This is a genomic window from Rhodococcus sp. C3V, assembly GCF_029269915.1.
GTDB classification, from domain to species: Bacteria; Actinomycetota; Actinomycetes; order Mycobacteriales; family Mycobacteriaceae; genus Rhodococcus_F; species Rhodococcus_F qingshengii.
On record NZ_JARJBE010000015.1, the window covers coordinates 84,017 to 102,447 of the forward strand.

Here is an 18,431-nt window from a genome sequence, read left to right on the forward strand (position 1 = left end):
GTGACTACTGACATTTCTGATGTGCATTGCATCACATTAGTCGTCATTTTGCACTGTCGTTACTATTCGGTAGAACTGGTCGGGCGCTGACCTGCAGTTTAGTGTGACCGCCTGTTTACAGGTAATCAGGCGACGTGTTGGAGCGTGCGACCGTGCACGGACAGCCACCGCCGAATTGCGTAGTCCAATCGGTCCGGATCCACTCCGAGTTGCTCTGCAGTAGCTGCAAGGATCTCCGAGGTGTCTCCCGGCAACTCGGTGGTGCCGAGTGTCGCGCTGATGAAGGTGTCGGCAGCGGTCCCCAGATCGGTGTGCGGAATTCCGGCCAACATCAACAGGTGGGCCCAGGTCACTTCGGAACCGTCTCCGCACGCGTCCACCCAGGCATGGTGAACGGCTTCGAGAGCGTTGTCGGAATCGGCGGCCGACAGCAGGTCCTCGACGCTGTTGATCCGCAAGTGATGGAGTTTCTCGGCGACCTGTTGGATGTGCCGTGCCTCGATCGGGACACCCGTCGCCGTGTAGCGACGCTTGTACGAGCCGATCTTGCCTGCCCACTGGTCCGAACTGCCGGCTTCCTCGAAGGTGCGGAGTAGTTCACGTGCGCCATCCGTGACGGGTTTGTCCTCGCGGGCTTTCCGGTACGCCAGGTAGCGATCGACGACGGTCACTTCGCTGTGACCCGACGTGGACTGAACGGATTCGATGATGCACAGGGCGAGGCTCTGTCGATAAGCGTCTGACGCAACCCAGGCGGAAGGGTCGCCCAGGCGGTCACGGCACGCAGCTGCGACGGCGTCGACGGTATCGGTCGAGATGGTCACGGTTCCTCCAGAAAGCCGAATTCTTTTTGTTCCATTTGGGCTATCGGCACCGAGGAGCGAAATGTTGCACACATCACAAATTCTCAGAGATCTCTTGGACTGTGCTCAGGCTGGAGAGGTGTGCACTCAGGCGAGGAAGGACAGCACTTCGTCGTCGCTGAGTTGATGAAAGTCCTCGAATGCAGCACCGACGCCGCCTAACAGGGCAGGAACGAAGGGGCAGACGACCCGATCGGCGGAGCACGCGATCACTCTCATGGCTTCGGGGGAGGCTACTGGGACCGCGACGATCACGGCGGCAGCACCCGCGGTGCGCGCGCATCGGCAGGCAACCGCGGCACTCGCGCCCGTAGCCATTCCGTCGTCGACGATCACCGCAGTGCGTCCGTGGAGGGAAACCGGGGTCCGCCCCTCGCGCAGGAGATGCGCCCGCCGTTCCAATTCGGTTCGCTCGTCGCGTTCGACGGCGACGAGTTCTCTTTTCAAGACGCGAACCGCTGCGATGACGTCGTGGTTGAGGACCCGCACGCCGCCCTCACCGATGGCGCCCATCGCCAGTTCCGGGTTGTACGGACTGCCGAGCTTGCGCACCACCACGATGTCGAGCGGAGCGTTCAATGCCGCAGCCACCTCGGCTGCGACCGGAACTCCGCCGCGCGGGAGTCCGAGAACGACGGGCTTGTCGATACGCAAGGTCTCGAGCCGCCCGGCCAGAAATTTGCCGGCGGAAGATCGATCCCGATACTGGGTCACTGCGTTGTCCTCGAGAAGCTCGAACCCCGACCAGTTCGACGCTACTCGCTGCAGGTCACCGCGACGAGACTGTGAACCTCCGCAGCGCGAGAGCGGGATTCTTCTCGCGTACCTCGGCGATGCGAGCAGCCGAAACGAGTGCGGTGGCGACCCCGACCTGCTCGCCAAGTGAACACATCACGACGCCCATCGGGTCCACGATCATGCTGGCACCCGCGCCGCCGCGCGCGCTCTGATCTGCCGCTGCGATGTACATCGTGTTCTCGATGGCCCGGGCGCGCACGAGAGTGGTCCAGTGGTCTTCCTTGAGCGGCCCCGGCACCCACTGGGCGGGCAGGAGCAAGATGTCTGCGCCGACGTCGACGATGCGCCGGGTGACTTCCGGGAAGCGCAGGTCGTAGCAGGTCTGGAGGCCGAAGGTCAGGCCGTCGCACCCGAAAGTCTGCGGTTCGGTGATCTCGCCCGCGCGGATCACGGCCGACTCCTGGTAACCGAAAGCGTCGTAAAGATGCAGTTTCCGGTAGGTCGCCACCAGTTCGCCGTTCGGGTCCATCGCGACGAGGGTGTTGGAGATTCTGCTCACGTCGTCGATCCGCTCGTTCATTCCTGCCACGAGGAAGATTCCGAACTCCGCGGCGACCGACGCCAGCGCCGAACCGAATTCGCCGTCCAGGTCCTCCGCGGACTCGATCAAACGCTCATCCGTCTTCGGTGCGGTGAACATCGAGTATTCCGGCGCCACGACAACTTTCGCGCCGCGTGCTGCTGCATCGGAAGCCAGTGATCGCAGTGATTCGAGGTTGGCTTTCTTGTCCGTCCCCGGGGCGAATTGGGCAATCGCGACAACGGTCTGGGAGGGGGTGGCTGCGGTGGCTTCGGTCATGCTTCCTACGCTAGGCGAAACCCGCTGGGAGGGTGGATCTGTCGTAAAAGCACCCCCGGTATGTCGTCGTGTCTATACTCTATCCGCTAAACTGCTGGTCAAATGAGTGATATTGAGCGTGACCCCGAACCCCCAACATTTGCCGACCTCGACATCGATGATCGGGTACTGAAGGCACTGTCAGACGTGGGCTACGAGTCGCCCTCGCCCATTCAGGCTGCCACCATTCCGCCGCTGCTCGAAGGCAAGGACGTCGTCGGTCTCGCACAGACCGGTACCGGCAAGACCGCAGCCTTCGCAGTTCCAGTCCTGTCGCGGATCGACACGTCGATCAAGCAGACCCAGGCGCTGGTGCTTGCTCCCACGCGTGAGCTGGCGCTTCAGGTTGCCGAGGCATTCGGCAAGTACTCCGCGCACATCCCCGGACTCAACGTGCTGCCGATCTACGGTGGCCAGAGCTACGGCGTCCAGCTGTCGGGCCTGCGCCGCGGCGCACACGTCGTCGTCGGTACCCCGGGTCGTGTCATCGACCATCTCGAAAAGGGCACCCTGGATCTGACCAATCTCAAGTACCTCGTTCTCGACGAGGCCGACGAGATGCTCAAGATGGGGTTCCAGGAGGACGTCGAGCGCATCCTCCGCGACACCCCCGGCGACAAGCAGGTCGCCCTGTTCTCCGCAACGATGCCCGGCTCGATTCGCCGGATCTCGAAGCAGTACCTGAACAATCCGGTCGAGATCACCGTCAAGTCCAAGACGTCGACCGCCTCGAACATCACGCAGCGCTACATTCAGGTTGCTCATCAGCGCAAGCTCGATGCACTGACCCGAGTCCTCGAGGTCGAGGCATTCGAGGCGATGATCATCTTCGTCCGTACCAAGCAGGCCACCGAAGACCTGGCGGAGAAGCTGCGCGCCCGCGGGCACTCGGCTGCCGCGATCAACGGTGACATCGTCCAGGCCCAGCGTGAGCGGACCATCGGTCAGCTCAAGAACGGCGCCCTCGACATCCTCGTCGCGACCGACGTTGCTGCTCGAGGCCTCGACGTGGATCGAATCTCCCACGTCGTCAACTACGACATCCCTCATGACACGGAGTCGTACGTCCACCGCATCGGTCGTACCGGCCGCGCCGGTCGTCAGGGTGACGCGTTGCTGTTCGTCGCCCCGCGTGAGCGTCATCTGCTCAAGTCCATCGAGAAGGCGACCCGTCAGCCGCTTGCGGAGATGCAGCTTCCCAGTGTCGACGACGTCAACGCCCAGCGCGTGGCCAAGTTCGGTGACTCCATCACCGAGAGCCTGGCCTCGGAGAATCTCGCGATGTTCCGCAAGATGATCGAGGACTACGACCAGGAACACGACGTTCCGCTCATCGACATCGCTGCCGCTCTGGCGTTGCAGTCGCGCGACGGCGAAGCATTCTTGCTTTCTCCCGAGCCGCCGGCACCGCCGCGTCGTGAGCGCGAGCCTCGTGAACCACGTCCTCCCCGTCGTTTCGACGATGGCCCGGCCCCGCGCTCGCGTGGGCCCGAGGGCCAGGAGCTGGCCGCGTACCGCATTGCAGTCGGCAAGCGTCACCGCGTCGTTCCGGGTGCCATCGTCGGTGCCATCGCCAACGAGGGTGGGCTTCGTCGAAGCGACTTCGGGCACATCAGCATTCGCCCGGATCACAGCATCGTCGAGTTGCCGGCAGACCTCTCCAACGAGACTCTCGAAGCTTTGCGTCGCACACGCATCTCCGGCGTCCTGATCCAGCTGCAGCCTGATTTCGGGCCGCCGCAGGGACGTCCGAGTGGCCGTGGCGACCGTGGTGGCCGGGACGATCGTGGTGGACGTGACGACCGCCGCGGTGGCGGACGCGATCGCTACAACGACTGACCTACAGCTTCAACGACTGTCATGAAGACTGAAACAGGCGCTGCCCTCCGCGAGGAGGACAGCGCCTGTTTTCTGTGTGGGGGGCAAGGCGCTGCGCGGTATCAGATCGGCGTCGGTGCGAGGGCGCCGTTCTTCCGGGCGTTGGTGTCGAACTGCGTGCGGTACAACTCGGCGTAGCGGCCGCCGCGCGCGAGCAGTTCCTCATGGTTGCCGCGCTCGACGATCTGGCCTGCCTCGACGACAAGGATCAGGTCCGCGGAACGGATCGTCGACAATCGGTGAGCGATCACCACCGCAGTCCGCCCGGCGAGTGCTTCGCCGAGTGCTTCCTGAACCGCAGCTTCCGACGTCGAGTCGAGATGCGCGGTGGCCTCGTCCAAGATGACGACGCGAGGCTGGGCCAGGAGCAGGCGTGCGATGGTCAGGCGTTGACGCTCGCCGCCCGAGAGGCGGTAACCGCGTTCACCCACCACGGTCTCCAGTCCGTCGGGCAGCGACGCAACCAGGTCGGTGAGCCGTGCGCGCTCCAGAACCTCACGCAGATCTTCTTCGGTGGCATCCGGTCGCGCAAGGAGCAGGTTGGATCGAAGGCTCTCGTGGAACAGGTGCCCGTCCTGCGTGACCATGCCGACGGTCTCCCGGATGGAATCGGCACTGAGGTCGCGGACGTCGACGCCGCCCAACTCGACCGAACCGGAGTCGATGTCGTAGAGGCGCGGAATCATCTGCGCCACGGTCGACTTTCCGGCACCGGACGTGCCGACCAAGGCGACCATCTGTCCTGCTTCGGTGCGGAACGACAGGTCGTGCAACACGTCCTCGCCGCCGCGGGTGTCGAGGATCGCGACTTCCTCCAGGGACGCGAGAGACACCTTGTCCGCGGATGGGTAAGCAAAAGTGACGTTCTTGAACTCGACGGACACCGGGCCCTGCGGCACCGTGCGTGCATCGGGCTTCTCGGTGATGAGCGGCGCCAGATCGAGAATCTCGAATACCCGCTCGAAGCTGACCAGGGCGCTCATGACGTCCACCCGGGCGCTGGCCAGTGCGGTCAACGGTGAGTACAGCCGCGTCAACAACAGTGCCATCGCCACGACGGCGCCGGCGTCCAACTGTCCGCGCAGCGCGTAGAAGCCGCCGAGTCCGTAGACGAGGGCAAGAGCAAGGGCCGAGACCAGCGTCAGTGCTGTGACGAAGACGGACTGCAGCATTGCGGTCCGGACTCCGATGTTGCGCACACGCCTGGCGCGAACCGCGAACTCCGCAGATTCTTGCGACGGGCGGCCGAACAGCTTGACCAGAGTCGCGCCGGGAGCGGAGAACCGCTCCGTCATCTGGGTGCTCATGAGCGAATTATGGTTGGCTGCTTCACGATTGAGTGCTGCAAGTTTTGCGCCCATGCGCCGTGCGGGGATGACGAAGATCGGGAGAAGTAGCAGCGCGAGGACGGTGATCTGCCAGGAGATCCCGAGCATGACGATCAGCGTGATCACCAGGGTGACCAGATTGCTGACCACTCCGGACAAGGTGTCGCTGAAGGCGCGCTGAGCGCCGATGACGTCGTTGTTGAGACGGCTGACCAGTGCTCCGGTTCGAGTTCTGGTGAAGAACGCGATGGGCATCTTCTGGACGTGATCGAAGACGGTGGTGCGCAGATGCAGGATCAGGTCTTCGCCGATGCTGGCCGAGAGCCACCGGGTCAACAGTCCCAGAGCGGCTTCGAGAAGTGCTACCAGTGCGATCAGGGCGGCAAGTTTGACGACCACGTCGACGGCGTCGCCGCCGACTATCGCGTTGACCACGCGCCCGGCCAGGACAGGTGTTGCCACGGCAAGCGCAGCAGTGACGACACTCAGTACGAGGTACCAGCTGAGGTTGCGTTTCTGTGGAACTGCGAACGTCGCGATCCGCTTCAGTGTCGCCTTCGAGAACGGGCGCCGATCTTCTTGCGCGTGCATCGCGTTGTACATCGCGTTCCACGCGGTGACTTCCATACTCATGACTTCGCCCCTCCGGTCGCCGGCCACGAAGATTACGTGGCCGGTACGACACGAAGGTAGAACCTCAACCAAACTTCAGGTCAAGTGCGGCCTCAGCGGGCCACGTCGACCACCACGCGAGGAGGGTCGCTGAGCGTCGTGACCGTGAACGGCTGCTTCTCGGTCACGCCGATGAACGACTGCGTGACTCCCTCGAAGACGTTGGACCCGTTGACCTCGGTCACGACTCCGCCGACGCCGGGGACCGGGTTGGGGCCGGAGTACTGCTCGACTCCGCTGTCGAAGGGATATGCGGAACCGTCGATCAGGACCTGGATCACTGCGGCACCCTTGATGTCCACGGGCTTACCGCTGCCTTCCTGCGTCGCCGCGTCGACGTACTTGACGCGCCAACCGGGTGTGCCGGTTCCGCCCATTTCGTAGACGACACGATCAAATCCGTCGTGCTCGCCCACTCGGATGTCGACGACGGTGAGCTTGGATTCGGTGCCCGCAGCCGACGTCTTGTCGGAGCTGTCCGTCGGGACTGGTTCTGTGGTCGACGCTGCTGCACTCGAGGTCGAGGTCGAGGTGACGGCCGAGGTGGCTGCCGTGGGAGTGGTCTCCGCGTCCTGCGAACAGGCAGTCAGGCTCACGCCCACTGCGATGGCAGCGACAGCGGCAAATGATCTCGTCCGGTTCGTTGTCATGACTCGATCGTAGGGCTCGCGTTATCGGGATCCGCGGCGGCGGTGCCCGGAGTTACCTAACCGATATCGCCGTCGACATAGAGCCACTTACCCTCTGTTCGCGCAAATCGACTGCGTTCGTGGAGCATTCCCCGCTCGCGTCCGAATGTGTAGTGAGCGCGAAATTCCACGACGCCGTCGGAATCGAACAGCCCGCCCCGTTCGGTGTCCAGGATCTCCAACCGGAGCCATTTCTGGTCGGGGTCGAGATCGAGTTGGGCTGGACGATGGTCGGGATGCCAAGTCTGCGTGAGATATTCGTCGTCCATCACAGCGAAAGCCGTGTAACGCGAACGCATCAGGGTTTCGGCGGTCGGTGCGTGCGCTACTCCGCTGATGTACTTGCCGCAGCATTCGGCCAACGCGTTGCCGCTGCCGCACGGGCACGGATCGGTCGGATTGGGTGTGGTGGGGCGGCGCGAAGTCACCGCCCCATTACAGCACGCGAACTCAGACCAGTTTGTGTTCGCGGTTCTCCCAGTACGGTTTGCGGAGGTCGCGTTTGAGGATCTTTCCGGTGGGATTGCGGGGAAGAATCTCGACGACGTCGATACTGGTCGGGCACTTGAACTTTGCGAGGCGTTCCTGTGTATAGGTGATCAGTTCGGCTTCGTCGATCTGCGCTTCGGCAGTGAGAACCACGACAGCCTTGACGGTTTCACCCCAACGGTCGTCGGGAACGCCGATGACCGCGACCTCGGCGATTGCCGGATGCTCCACCAGTACTCGTTCGATCTCGGGGGAGTAGACGTTCTCGCCGCCGGTGATGATCATGTCCTTGAGGCGGTCCTCGATGAAGACGAAGCCGTCGGAGTCGGCGCGGCCCATGTCGCCGCTACGTAGCCACCCGTCTGCGGTAATCGTTTCGGCCGTCGCCTCAGGCTTGCCCAGGTATCCGGGTGTGCACTGTTCGGATCGCCACCACAGTTCACCGGTCGTTCCGGTGGGCACGTCCTCGAGCGTGACGGGGTCCACCACGCGCATCTCGACGCCGGGGATCGCCGTACCTGCTGATGCCATGCGCTCGACCTGCGACTCGTCGCGGTGAACGTCCGGCATCAACGCGGTAATGACGCCTGCCATTTCGGTCATGCCGTAGACCTGCACGAATTCGGTGTCCGGCCACGCTGCGAGTGCCGCGCGCAACAGTGGGAGCGGCATGGGGGCGGCGCCGTAGGTGATGCGTTTGAATGCTTTGAAGGCGGCGACCGCCTGCTCGCCTGCGGCCAGGACTCCGGCAATGACCGGTGGGACGAGAAAGGCGATGTTGGCTCCGGCGGCGAGACCGGCGAACATCGACGGTCCGTCGGCTTCTCTCGTGAAGTAACAGCGGCCACCGGTGTGAATTGCCATGATGGCGTAGCACGTTCCGCCGACGTGGAACATCGGCATCGCGATCAAGAATCGGTGATCCTCGTGGGCCGGCAGGATTTCGAGGACATTGTTGCTGTGCGCGAACAGGTTTCGATGCGTGAGCTGGACACCCTTGGGGCGACCGGTCGTCCCGGAACTGTAGAGAACCAGAGCGGTGGCATCGGGGCTCACCTCGGGGCGGGAGTGCAGCGGTGTGACCTCGTCGATCCACGGCTCGAATTCGTCGTGTTCACCGCCGACGGCGAAGATCGATTCGACGGCCGTCAAGCGGTCTCGCATCGCGACGACCTGGGGGAGTAGTTCGCTGCCGACGAACAGAATGCGAGCGCCACAGTCCGCGAGAACGTAATCCAGCTCTTCGCTCGAAAGTCGCCAGTTGGGAACGACATTCGCGGCGCCGAGTAGTGAGGCGGCGTAGGTGACTTCGAGACAGGACAGATGATTCTTGTCGACGAACGCGACAGTGTCGCCGGCACCGATGCCTGATTCGGCGAGGGCGGCGGCGATACGCAAGATGCGGTCCCGCCACTGAGCCCACGTGAATTCGGTCCCTTGGAAGGTCATCGCTGCTTGATCAGGCTTGACCGTCGCCCAGTGCTCTAGCCGATCGAAAATGATTCCAGCGGTGGCGTCGGACATTCGGCCGCCTCTCTCGTGTGATTGGTGTCACAAGGTTAATGTGCGCCCGGTCTTCGTATCGCTGTTTCCAGTCAATGCGCACAAGCAGGAGGGGTCGCATTCCCCCGACCCTGACCGGCTCGGCCGCAGATATCAGGGTGGTCCCCGATGGCGGGCGCGCCCGCCACCCGACAGGATGGAACCAACCATTGCGGGCGTCCGTGTTTTCACGGGCGCCCGTCACGCCCGCAAAGTAGCACCGAAGTGAACAGGAAAGGCGATCATGAGTTCGCACGCCCAGGATGTCGCGGCCCGCGCAGTCGGCCTGTCCAAGACCTACGGCACCGGAGATACCCAGGTGCACGCCCTCAGTTCGGTGTCCGCAGATTTCGCCCGCGGTGAGTTCACGGCGATCATGGGGCCGTCCGGTTCCGGTAAGTCGACGCTGATGCATTGCCTCGCCGGTCTGGATTCCGCCAGTTCGGGTTCCGTTCTCATCGGTGACACGGAACTCACGACGCTTTCCGACAAACAGATGACCCAATTGCGACGCGATCGCATCGGTTTCGTTTTCCAGGCGTTCAACCTGGTGCCGACCCTGACCGCGCTCGAGAACATCACGTTGCCGCTCGACATCGCGGGACGCAAAGCGGACCCGACCTGGTTGAACAGCGTCCTGACCAAGCTGGGTCTCGGGGATCGCCTCGATCACCGGCCGGGAGAGCTCTCGGGTGGTCAGCAGCAGCGTGTGGCGTGTGCGCGTGCGCTGGCGGGTCAGCCGGAGATCATCTTCGGCGACGAGCCGACCGGAAACCTCGATTCGAAGTCCTCCGGGGAGGTGCTCTCGATCCTGCGGGCGGCCGTGGACGAGTTCAACCAGACCGTGGTGATCGTGACGCACGATCCGCGGGCAGCGGCGTATGCCGACCGGGTGGTGTTCCTCGCGGACGGCAAGATCGTCGACGAATTGCGCGAGCCTACGGCGGATTCGGTCCTCGACCGGATGAAGCGTCTGGACGCTCCGCAGGCGGTCGTGAACGTGGAAGCCGGGGCTTGAGCACATGGCTTCGGTAAGCAACTCGCCGATGCGCAAGGTTTCCCTGCGCAACTTGGCGGCACACAAGGTGCGACTTGCGCTGACGGTTCTCTCCGTGGTGCTTGGCACGGCTTTTGTCGCGGGGTCGTTCGTTTTCACCGACACCCTCCAGAAGACTTTCGATTCGATCTTCGAGAACACCGCCCAGGGCGTCGACGTCCGGGTATCGATGGAAGAGCGCAACACCAGTGGCGTTCCGGTCGAGGATGTCGACAAACTTGCCGCAGTCGACGGCGTCCGAGCGGTAGCCCCGGCCGTCAGTGGACAGATCGTCCTGATCAACGCAGACGGCGGCGCTGTTCAGACCGGCGGCGCGCCGAGTATCGGTCAGTCCTACCTACCGCCGGGCCAGGCGATTGCCGAACCCGACACCTTCGTCGAGGGCGCGCCTCCGACGCAGACCGGTCAGGTCGCGCTGAACACCAGCGCCGCCGAGCGAGCCGGACTGAAGGTGGGGGACTCCGCCAAGGTTCTGGCACCGGCCCGCGGAATCGTGGACGTGACGTTGTCCGGTATCTACGAGGGGGCGGGCAGTGACACCGGCGGGTTCATCGGCGCGCTCTTCACCGACGAGCAGGCCCGTGGACTCTTCACCGACGGCCAACACGTCGAGTACATCGACGTCGCGGGCGACGGGGTGTCGCAGACGGAACTGCAGCAACGCGTCGAGCAGGTTTTCCCCGATCTCAAGGTGCAGACCGGCGACCAGGTTCGTGAGGAGACCAAGGCCGAGGTCGACTCGGCGCTGAGCTTCATCAACTACTTCCTGTTGGCGTTCGGCGCGATTGCTCTGCTCGTCGGAACGTTCATCATCTACAACACCTTCTCGATGATCGTGGCGCAGCGTCTTCGTGAGCTGGCGCTGCTGCGTGCGATCGGTGCGAGCCGAGCGCAGGTCGGCCGTTCGGTGGTCACCGAGGCGCTCGTGGTCGGACTCATCGGCAGCATCATCGGTCTGCTCGGCGGTATCGGTCTCGCCTACGGATTGCGCAGTCTCCTCAACACATTCGACGTCGGTCTGCCGGAAGGCCCGCTCCAGGTGGGTGCCCGCACGATCATCGTCGCGTTGGTGGTCGGCGTCGTCGTCACGACGCTCAGCGCTTACGCCCCGGCTCGTCGTGCGTCGAAGATCCCGCCGGTGGCGGCCATGCGTGAGGAGTTCGCCTCCACCGGTGACTCACTGCGAGTGCGGACGTTGATCGGTGCGATTCTCGGCGTGATCGGTGTGGCACTGCTCGTGTTCGGCTCTCGCGGTACCGGTGGTGGCGCGGCGCTGATCGTCGGCCTCGGTGCGTTCTCGTTGATCATCGCGGTGCTTCTCGGGGCTCCCGCGCTGTCGCGGCCGATCGTCGGCGCGCTCGGTGCCGTGTTCGCCAAGCCGTTCGGTGCCATAGGGCGATTGGCTCGTACCAATGCGGTGCGCAATCCCCGTCGCACGGCCGCAACGGCATTCGCGTTGACTCTCGGTCTGATGCTGGTGACGGTCATCGGAGTGTTCGGTTCCTCGGCCAAGGCGAGCATCAATGCTCTTGTCGACGTGGGTGTTTCGGCCGACTACATCCTGACCGGTCCCAACGCGATCGGCGTGCCGCGAGGTGCGGCCGACGCGGTCCGACAGGTGCCCGACGTGCAGAGCGCGACGTCGTTGCACGGAGTGCGTGCGAAGGTCGACGGTGAGGACGAGCAGGGCGCTTCGTTCGACGGTCCGATCGAAGGCGTGCTCGAATACAAGATCCTCGAGGGCACGGTCGATCTGACCGGCAACAACATGCTCGTCTCGAAGTCGACTGCGGACGACAAGGGTTGGACTGTGGGTTCGACCCAGACGTTGACCGGTCCCGGCGGCGTCGAGTACCAGACGGTTGTCGCGGGAGTGTTCGAGGACAACCAGCTGATCGGCTCGTGGATCGTCTCGGACGAGGCGTACAGGAAGCTGATGCCGGCCGAGAGTCTGCCGGACTTCGTGGTTCTGGTGAAGGCGAAGCCTGGCGCGGATCTGACAACGCTGCGATCCGAGCTCGAAACGGCCACGGAGAAGTACGTCGTCGTCCAGGTGCAGGATCGTGAGGAGTTCAAGGGAACTCAGGGCCAGCAGATCAACACGTTGTTGGCGATCCTCTACGGACTGCTTGCACTCGCGGTCGTGATCGCAATCCTGGGCATCATCAACACCCTGGCACTCTCGGTGGTCGAGCGGCGACGAGAAATCGGAATGCTGCGAGCTGTCGGCATGCAGCGCGGACAGATGCGACGCACGATCTACCTCGAGTCGGTGCTCATCGCGGTGTACGGCGCGGCGGTCGGAGTTGTTCTCGGCATCGCGTTCGGTTGGGCCTTCGTGAGCACTCTCGCGGATCAGGGCCTCGACAAGATCACGATCCCGTGGGGTCAGGTGGTCGGAATGCTGATCGGCTCGGGTGTGGTGGGTGTCTTGGCGGCGCTGTGGCCGGCCAACCGAGCGGCCAAGACGAAGCCGCTCGAGGCGATTGCAGACATGTAGGGCCTTCGGCCCCCGTGCGCACTTTTGGTAGCGGTAACAGCCGAAAGTGCGCACGGTACCGTTGCCACATGAGCACCCTTCAAGAAGTCGGCGAACGTGAATCCTGGCGCTGCTGGCTGTGTGACGAACCGGTCGATCCCGATATGTCCGTCAATGATCCGCGCGGCCCGAGTATCGACAGCATCAACACCGCAAAAAAGGGTGGCAAGACCAAAGGTGGCGTCGAACGCTTGGCGCACCGCGCATGCAACACCAAGAAGGGTGCGGTCAAACCTGTTGTGGAATGGCCAGATCGGCTGTTCGTCGTGGATCCCGCCCCGATCATCGGGGTCGTGGAGCAGCTCGAGCGAAAGGGTGGCCGCGTCGCCGTCGCTCGCTGCCCCGGCAAGGACGACGCCCAGGAAGCGTCGGATTGGCTGATCGATCGGTTGTCGCGTCTGGCTCCCGCGTTGAATGTCGAAACAAGTATCGACGCCGCGGGCGGGGGTTACCTGTTGGTCCTGAAAACCGTGTAGGAGGTCGGCCCTGAGTGCCGTCTTTTGCGGTACCTGTTCCGCCTCCATAGCTGTCGGGGTACGGTCGAACCGAACATGAATCCGGTTTCGAGTGCGAAGGAATCCCGATGAACCTGGCATTGACCGACGAGGAACTAGCGTTCCGCGACGAGATGCGGACGTTCTTCCGTACGCAAATCCCCGCGGACATCAGGGAGGCGTACGCCCACGGCGAGGAGTTGGGGCGCGACCGTATGGTCGAGGCGCAGCAGATCCTCAACGCTCACGGTCTGGCGGTACCGCACTGGCCGGTCGAGTGGGGCGGCAAGGACTGGACCCCGGTCCAGCACAACATCTGGCTCGACGAACTGCAGCTTGCGTCGGTTCCCGAACCTTTGGCGTTCAACGCCAACATGGTCGGTCCGGTCATCGCGGCCTTCGGCTCGCAGGAGCAGAAGGAGAAGTTCCTTCCGGCGACTGCGAACCTCGACATCTGGTGGTGCCAGGGATTCTCTGAGCCCGAGGCCGGTTCCGATCTCGCTTCGCTCAAGACCCGTGCGGTCCGCGACGGCGACGACTGGGTCATCAATGGTCAGAAGACCTGGACGACGCTGGGACAGTACGCCGACTGGATCTTCTGCCTCGTGCGCACCAATCCCGATGCGCCCAAGCGTCAGGCCGGCATCTCGTTCATCCTTGTCGATCTGAAGACGCCTGGCGTCACGGTCCGCCCGATCAAGCTGATCGACGGCGGCTACGAGGTCAACGAAGTGTTCTTCGAGGACGTCCGCGTTCCGGGAGAGAACCTGGTCGGTGAAGAGAACCAGGGCTGGGGCTACGCCAAGTTCCTGCTCGGCAACGAGCGAACCGGTGTCACCCGCGTCGGTTTCTCGAAGGTTCGTCTGGCCCAGGCCAAGGCTCGCGCTGCCGAGGTCAAGGTCGGTAACGGAACACTGCTCGAAGATCCGCTCTTCGCTGCTCGCCTTGCCGAACTCGAAAACGAATTGCTTGCCCTCGAGCTCACTCAGCTCCGGGTGGTCGCAAGTTCCGCTGACGGCCAGCCGAACCCGGCGTCGTCGCTGCTCAAGCTTCGTGGCTCCGAATTGCAGCAGGCGAGCGTCGAACTGCTGATGGACGTGGCCGGCCCTGATTCACTGCCGTACGACGCGGGCAGCGACATCGCCTCCGCGAGCTGGGCACAGCACACTGCCCCGACGTACCTGAACTACCGCAAGGTATCCATCTACAGCGGATCGAGCGAAGTGCAGCGCAGCATCATCGCCTCCTCGATCCTCGGATTGTGAGGCGTGGCATGGACTTCGAACTCAACGACGAACAAAAACTTCTCCGCGACACCACCAAGGATCTCCTCGCGCGTAGCTACGACGCCGAGAAGCGCAACGCGATCATCGACTCCGATCCCGGGTGGAGCCCGCAGGTCTGGAAGCAGTTGGCCGAGGTCGGCTTGCTCGGCCTGACATTCTCGGAGGACGACGGCGGCATGGACGCCGGCCCAGTGGAAATCGGCGCGGTCATGACCGAGATCGGTCGACGCTTGGCACCCGAGCCGCTACTCGACGCGGTCGTGACGCCGGGCGGGCTCATCTCCGAAGGGGGCAGCGCAGAGCAGCGCTCGTCGATTCTTCCCGGAGTGGCCGAGGGCACCACGTTCCTCGCGTTCGCCGACCAGGAACCCGGAATCCGTTGGCCGGCAACCGAACGGGCCACCGCGGCGGCCCAGGTCGACGGCGGCTGGACCATCACCGGTATCAAGAATCCCGTCGGCCACGGCGCGACGGCGGACATCTTGGTCGTGAGCGCTGCGCTCCCCAGCGGTGGCGTCGGACTGTTCCTCGTCAAGAGCGATGCCTCCGGTTTGGTACGCAAGTCCTACGCCACTCACGACGGGTTGCGCGGGGCGCAGATCGAGTTCACCGATACGCCGGCCGAAGCACTCGGTGAGGGCGGTGACGCTACTGCTCTGATCCAGGCCGCGCAGATCCGTGAGCAGGCCGCGCTGTGCGCCGAGGCTGTCGGAGCGATGGAAGAGGCGCTACGCCTGACCACCGAATACCTCAAGACGCGTAAGCAATTCGGGGTTCCCCTCGCAAAGTTCCAGACACTGACACACCGCGCCGCCGACCTGTACGTCTCGCTCGAGTTGGCACGCAGCATGAGTCTGTACGCAACGATGTCCCTTGCCGACGGCGTCGTCGATCCAGTGATCGCTTCGCGGGTGAAGTTGCAGATCGGGCGTTCGGCTCGGCTCATCGGCCAGGAGGCGATCCAGATGCATGGTGGTATCGGTATGACCGCAGAGTACCCGGTGGGGCACTACGTGAGCCGACTCGTCGCCATCGAGCACACCCTCGGCAGCACCGAAGATCACCTTCGGGTGTTGGCCGCCGGTGTGGCTGATCACGAGATGGTCAGCGTGGTCTGATCTTTCACGAACGACGAAGGGGCCGCATTCCGTTCCAAGGATGCGGCCCCTTCGTCGTTCAGCGGTGATTGCGCAGGACGTCCAAGCGGAGTCGGCGCTGCTCGATGTTGACGGCGCTGTCGGTGAATGCGTGTTGCCACCCGGGGTCACTCGTTCGGGCCGCCGCGTCCTGCAGAAGCGGTACGGCGTCGAAAGGGAAGCGCGCCTGCACGCTTCGCAGGGTGGAAAAGTGACTGTGACGCGAGTGGATGCCCAAGTCCTCACCCGTCGCAGCATGCTCCATCGCTTCGTTCTCCAAGGCGTTCAACAACTTTTCGGCGACGGCCAGGGGCCATGGGCGGTCGATGCCGTCGAGTAGTGCGCTGCCGTCGACGCCCAGAAGGTACTCGTCCGCGTGGCCGGCAACGATGTACTCGACGCGCTCGCGTGGGTCCGCGATGGCGACGATTCTCCGGTCGGTCGTGCGCCCGTCCCGCTCCAGAAATGCCGACGCCCACGCGGTGTTCTTCTGGAGAACGGTTGCGGCAATCCATGATTCGATCATCACCGCGCGCCATTGCTTCTCGATGGGGATGGTGAGGGCCTCGCGTGGCGAACCGGCCATAGATTCCCACAGCGTCAGCGGAGTGGCGGTCACGACTTGCCGTAACCACCAGCGCCGGATGCCCTTGTTCTTGTAGTGGACGTCTTCGATGCCGTCACGAAATGCGAGGTCGTCGAGCGAGCCGGGCAATCGGACGGCAAGGCGCGGCCGCAAGGGCTTCGTCTCGAGCCGCACCCAGGACCGAGCCCGAGTGACCATTCGAGAGGCAAACGGAGATCGGGGGAGTTGCCGTAGTAGTTGAATTGCACGCTCACGGACCCGCACGGCTGGATCGTCGAGTGCACGCTCGAGGAGCGCGTAGTCGTGTTCACCCAGCCCGACGTCGAGATGGTCGAGGAAGTGCAGCCGGCTTGCCGTGGCCTCGTCGTCCCAAGCGATCTCGAGCTCTTCGCTCGCCAGTTCCGGGTCGACCGTACGTATGTAATCGAACCAGGCCGTACGGTCGTCCGGATCGGGCGAAAGCCACAGCTCGTCCCGGCGTGTTCCGATTCGTCGTAGCTGGGCCCAATCCGGGTTCTGCTCCGCCAGGTACTGCCCGCGTCGACCGGCGAGGCGAAGTAGCGCCTCGCGGTGCTCGGGATACTTCAGCGCGGCTTCCATGAAGAGCGGGACACTGGCCGCGGGCGCGAGGAATCCGCGTTGGTCGGCCATCGCGAACCATTCCGCGAGAGTCCAGGAACGTACTTGCAACAAGGACTGAAGTTGTTCGATCGCGAGGTCGGGAAGCAGCGGTTGAACTGCTGGATCAGTCTTCGATGCGCGCGAGTGACCTGCGTGCGCGTCTGATCGCAGGGAGGTCACCCGCCTACGGTATGGCAGGGGTGCGTCGAGCTGGGTCGCAGGGGTCGGGCGCGTGTCGGCAGATTCTGGAACAGTGGTATCCGGCGACCACAAGGAGGCGTGAGATGACAGACGGAACTGATGACGTCTTTGTCGTGGCGTCGGTGACCGAACGGCGAACGCTCATCTCCACCCGAGTGAGGGAGTGGTGTGCGGCGGGAACCGTCGAGTCGAACCGGCCGGAGTTGTCCGATGATGTCGCGCTGCTGATCGCCGGCGGCTATGCGGACGAGTCGACGCGGTCGATCCTGGCGAACCGGCGCAGTGTCGGACGTTCGTTCCCGGAGATCGGCGGCTTCTCGGAGTTGCGGTATCTCACCGACGAGCTGGCCCGCACCAGGCGTCGACTGCTCGCAACTCGCATCGGCCCTGTTCAGGTTGTCCTCGAACGACGGGTGCAGGCGCTTGAGAAGCGCGTTCAGTCGATGCGATCGGCGATCGTGCATTCCAATCGTCACTTCGCGAGCAGTGTCCGTGCCATCCGCAAGGACCGGCGCGACGGCCTGCATCTCGACGTCGAGCAACGCGAGGTTCTCTTTGCCGGGCTCACCCGTACACCGGTTCCAGCCAAGCTGCCGGTGGGGCTCGGTGTCGTGGCCAGCAGTGGAAACGCAGCACTCGACAAACTCGCCGCCCAGTTCGGGAAGGTCCAGGGAACCGGTGTCATCGCCGATGCCGGAAGGCGCATCGCGGAAGTCCTCGACGGACTGGTCGATTCAGAACCCGAGGGACGCGCCGGTGAGTACGACGCCTTGCTTTACCTCGCCGGGAATCTGTTCGACCGGATCGAAAGCTCCAGCGCGTGGCATTCCGACCACTTCGTCATTCAACGCAACCAACTCGACCTGGCCGACGAGATCACCCAGATCGCGGTCGACACCGTCGCGCTGCGTTCGATTCTTGCGGAGTTGGACGACGCGGCTGCACTGGCACGCGACGAGGGAACCCGAGCCGGAATCGCTTCGCGCAGGGAAGCGCTCGGCGCGGTCTGGGACCAGCTGGTCGAGCGCGTGGCGGCCCTCGCGCGGATCGGTGACCTGGTCGCACGGGCCGAGGATCAGTTGAGTTCGCAGCGCGCGGTTGCGCATGCAGCGAGCCTCGACAGCCGGATCGACGACCTACTTGCGCGCTCGGGATCACGTGAACTTTCGGCTGCAAACACGCACTACGTCGGGGATCAATTCGACGGTGTGGAAGAGCTGATGTTCGCTCACCGGGCGGCGCTTTACGGGGACATTGCACTGCTGACCTCTGGGAACGAGCGTCGGGCGCCGTAGTCAGGCCGTCGCCGGAGCTGTAAGGTCGGGGGTACTGACCGGCCACACGATCGAAGTAAAGGCCGGGATTTCGCTCAATGCTCGACCCCGATGCCGATCCGGTGATGCGGGCGTACCCG

General features: G+C 63.8%; 15 protein-coding genes. 7 read left to right on the plus strand and 8 right to left on the minus strand.

The window, feature by feature from the left end; all coding sequences use genetic code 11:
• Positions 1-125: 125 nt before the first annotated feature.
• The 3 genes from P3G66_RS28120 to P3G66_RS28130 form a co-directional block, all read right to left on the minus strand.
• The gene (locus P3G66_RS28120) at positions 126-824 is read right to left on the minus strand and encodes a hypothetical protein (protein WP_003945151.1); all 699 of its coding nucleotides are present in this window, start codon (positions 822-824) and stop codon (positions 126-128) included.
• A gap of 126 nt (positions 825-950) precedes the next feature.
• Positions 951-1,577, minus strand: coding sequence for a phosphoribosyltransferase family protein (locus tag P3G66_RS28125; protein WP_276117411.1), 627 nt, complete (start codon positions 1,575-1,577; stop codon positions 951-953).
• Positions 1,578-1,632: 55 nt separating this feature from the next.
• On the minus strand, positions 1,633-2,460 hold the full coding sequence (locus tag P3G66_RS28130) for a carbon-nitrogen hydrolase family protein (protein ID WP_050656184.1): 828 nt from the start codon (positions 2,458-2,460) through the stop codon (positions 1,633-1,635).
• A gap of 102 nt (positions 2,461-2,562) precedes the next feature.
• Between P3G66_RS28130 and P3G66_RS28135 the strand changes: the two genes are divergently transcribed.
• Positions 2,563-4,338: a DEAD/DEAH box helicase gene (locus P3G66_RS28135; protein WP_003945121.1), complete on the plus strand. Its 1,776-nt coding sequence runs from the start codon at positions 2,563-2,565 to the stop codon at positions 4,336-4,338.
• 101 nt (positions 4,339-4,439) lie between these two features.
• Here P3G66_RS28135 and P3G66_RS28140 read toward each other — a convergent pair whose 3' ends face one another.
• The 4 genes from P3G66_RS28140 to P3G66_RS28155 form a co-directional block, all read right to left on the minus strand.
• The gene (locus P3G66_RS28140) at positions 4,440-6,338 is read right to left on the minus strand and encodes an ABC transporter ATP-binding protein (RefSeq protein WP_019749303.1); all 1,899 of its coding nucleotides are present in this window, start codon (positions 6,336-6,338) and stop codon (positions 4,440-4,442) included.
• A gap of 92 nt (positions 6,339-6,430) precedes the next feature.
• Complete coding sequence (locus tag P3G66_RS28145; RefSeq protein ID WP_007736169.1) at positions 6,431-7,027, minus strand: hypothetical protein; 597 nt, start codon at positions 7,025-7,027, stop codon at positions 6,431-6,433.
• Positions 7,028-7,083: 56 nt separating this feature from the next.
• A complete protein-coding gene (locus P3G66_RS28150) occupies positions 7,084-7,494 on the minus strand; it encodes a YchJ family metal-binding protein (protein WP_007736170.1) in 411 nt (136 codons plus the stop codon).
• Positions 7,495-7,516: 22 nt separating this feature from the next.
• Positions 7,517-9,079, minus strand: a complete 1,563-nt coding sequence (locus tag P3G66_RS28155; RefSeq protein ID WP_276117412.1) for a long-chain-fatty-acid--CoA ligase — start codon at positions 9,077-9,079, stop codon at positions 7,517-7,519.
• A 262-nt stretch (positions 9,080-9,341) separates the two neighbouring features.
• On the opposite strand from P3G66_RS28155, the gene P3G66_RS28160 reads away from it, so the two are divergent.
• From P3G66_RS28160 to P3G66_RS28180, 5 genes are all read left to right on the plus strand, one after another.
• The gene (locus P3G66_RS28160; protein WP_003945134.1) at positions 9,342-10,115 is read left to right on the plus strand and encodes an ABC transporter ATP-binding protein; all 774 of its coding nucleotides are present in this window, start codon (positions 9,342-9,344) and stop codon (positions 10,113-10,115) included.
• Between the two features lie 4 nt (positions 10,116-10,119).
• A complete protein-coding gene (locus P3G66_RS28165) occupies positions 10,120-12,654 on the plus strand; it encodes an FtsX-like permease family protein (protein ID WP_019749299.1) in 2,535 nt (844 codons plus the stop codon).
• Between the two features lie 68 nt (positions 12,655-12,722).
• Positions 12,723-13,169 carry a hypothetical protein gene (locus P3G66_RS28170; protein WP_007736175.1) on the plus strand — a complete coding sequence of 149 codons (447 nt, stop codon included), beginning with the start codon at positions 12,723-12,725 and terminating at the stop codon, positions 13,167-13,169.
• Positions 13,170-13,276: 107 nt separating this feature from the next.
• Entirely contained in the window at positions 13,277-14,452 is a 1,176-nt protein-coding gene (locus tag P3G66_RS28175) for an acyl-CoA dehydrogenase family protein (RefSeq protein ID WP_007736177.1), read from the plus strand.
• A gap of 8 nt (positions 14,453-14,460) precedes the next feature.
• Positions 14,461-15,591 (plus strand): acyl-CoA dehydrogenase family protein, encoded by a 1,131-nt coding sequence (locus P3G66_RS28180; RefSeq protein WP_042450334.1) that lies wholly within the window; start codon positions 14,461-14,463, stop codon positions 15,589-15,591.
• A gap of 58 nt (positions 15,592-15,649) precedes the next feature.
• Here the strand turns inward: P3G66_RS28180 and P3G66_RS28185 are convergent, their stop codons facing one another.
• A complete protein-coding gene (locus P3G66_RS28185; RefSeq protein WP_064112465.1) occupies positions 15,650-16,996 on the minus strand; it encodes a DUF5691 domain-containing protein in 1,347 nt (448 codons plus the stop codon).
• 104 nt (positions 16,997-17,100) lie between these two features.
• On the opposite strand from P3G66_RS28185, the gene P3G66_RS28190 reads away from it, so the two are divergent.
• On the plus strand, positions 17,101-18,312 hold the full coding sequence (locus P3G66_RS28190) for a hypothetical protein (RefSeq protein WP_276117413.1): 1,212 nt from the start codon (positions 17,101-17,103) through the stop codon (positions 18,310-18,312).
• Positions 18,313-18,431 lie beyond the last annotated feature (119 nt).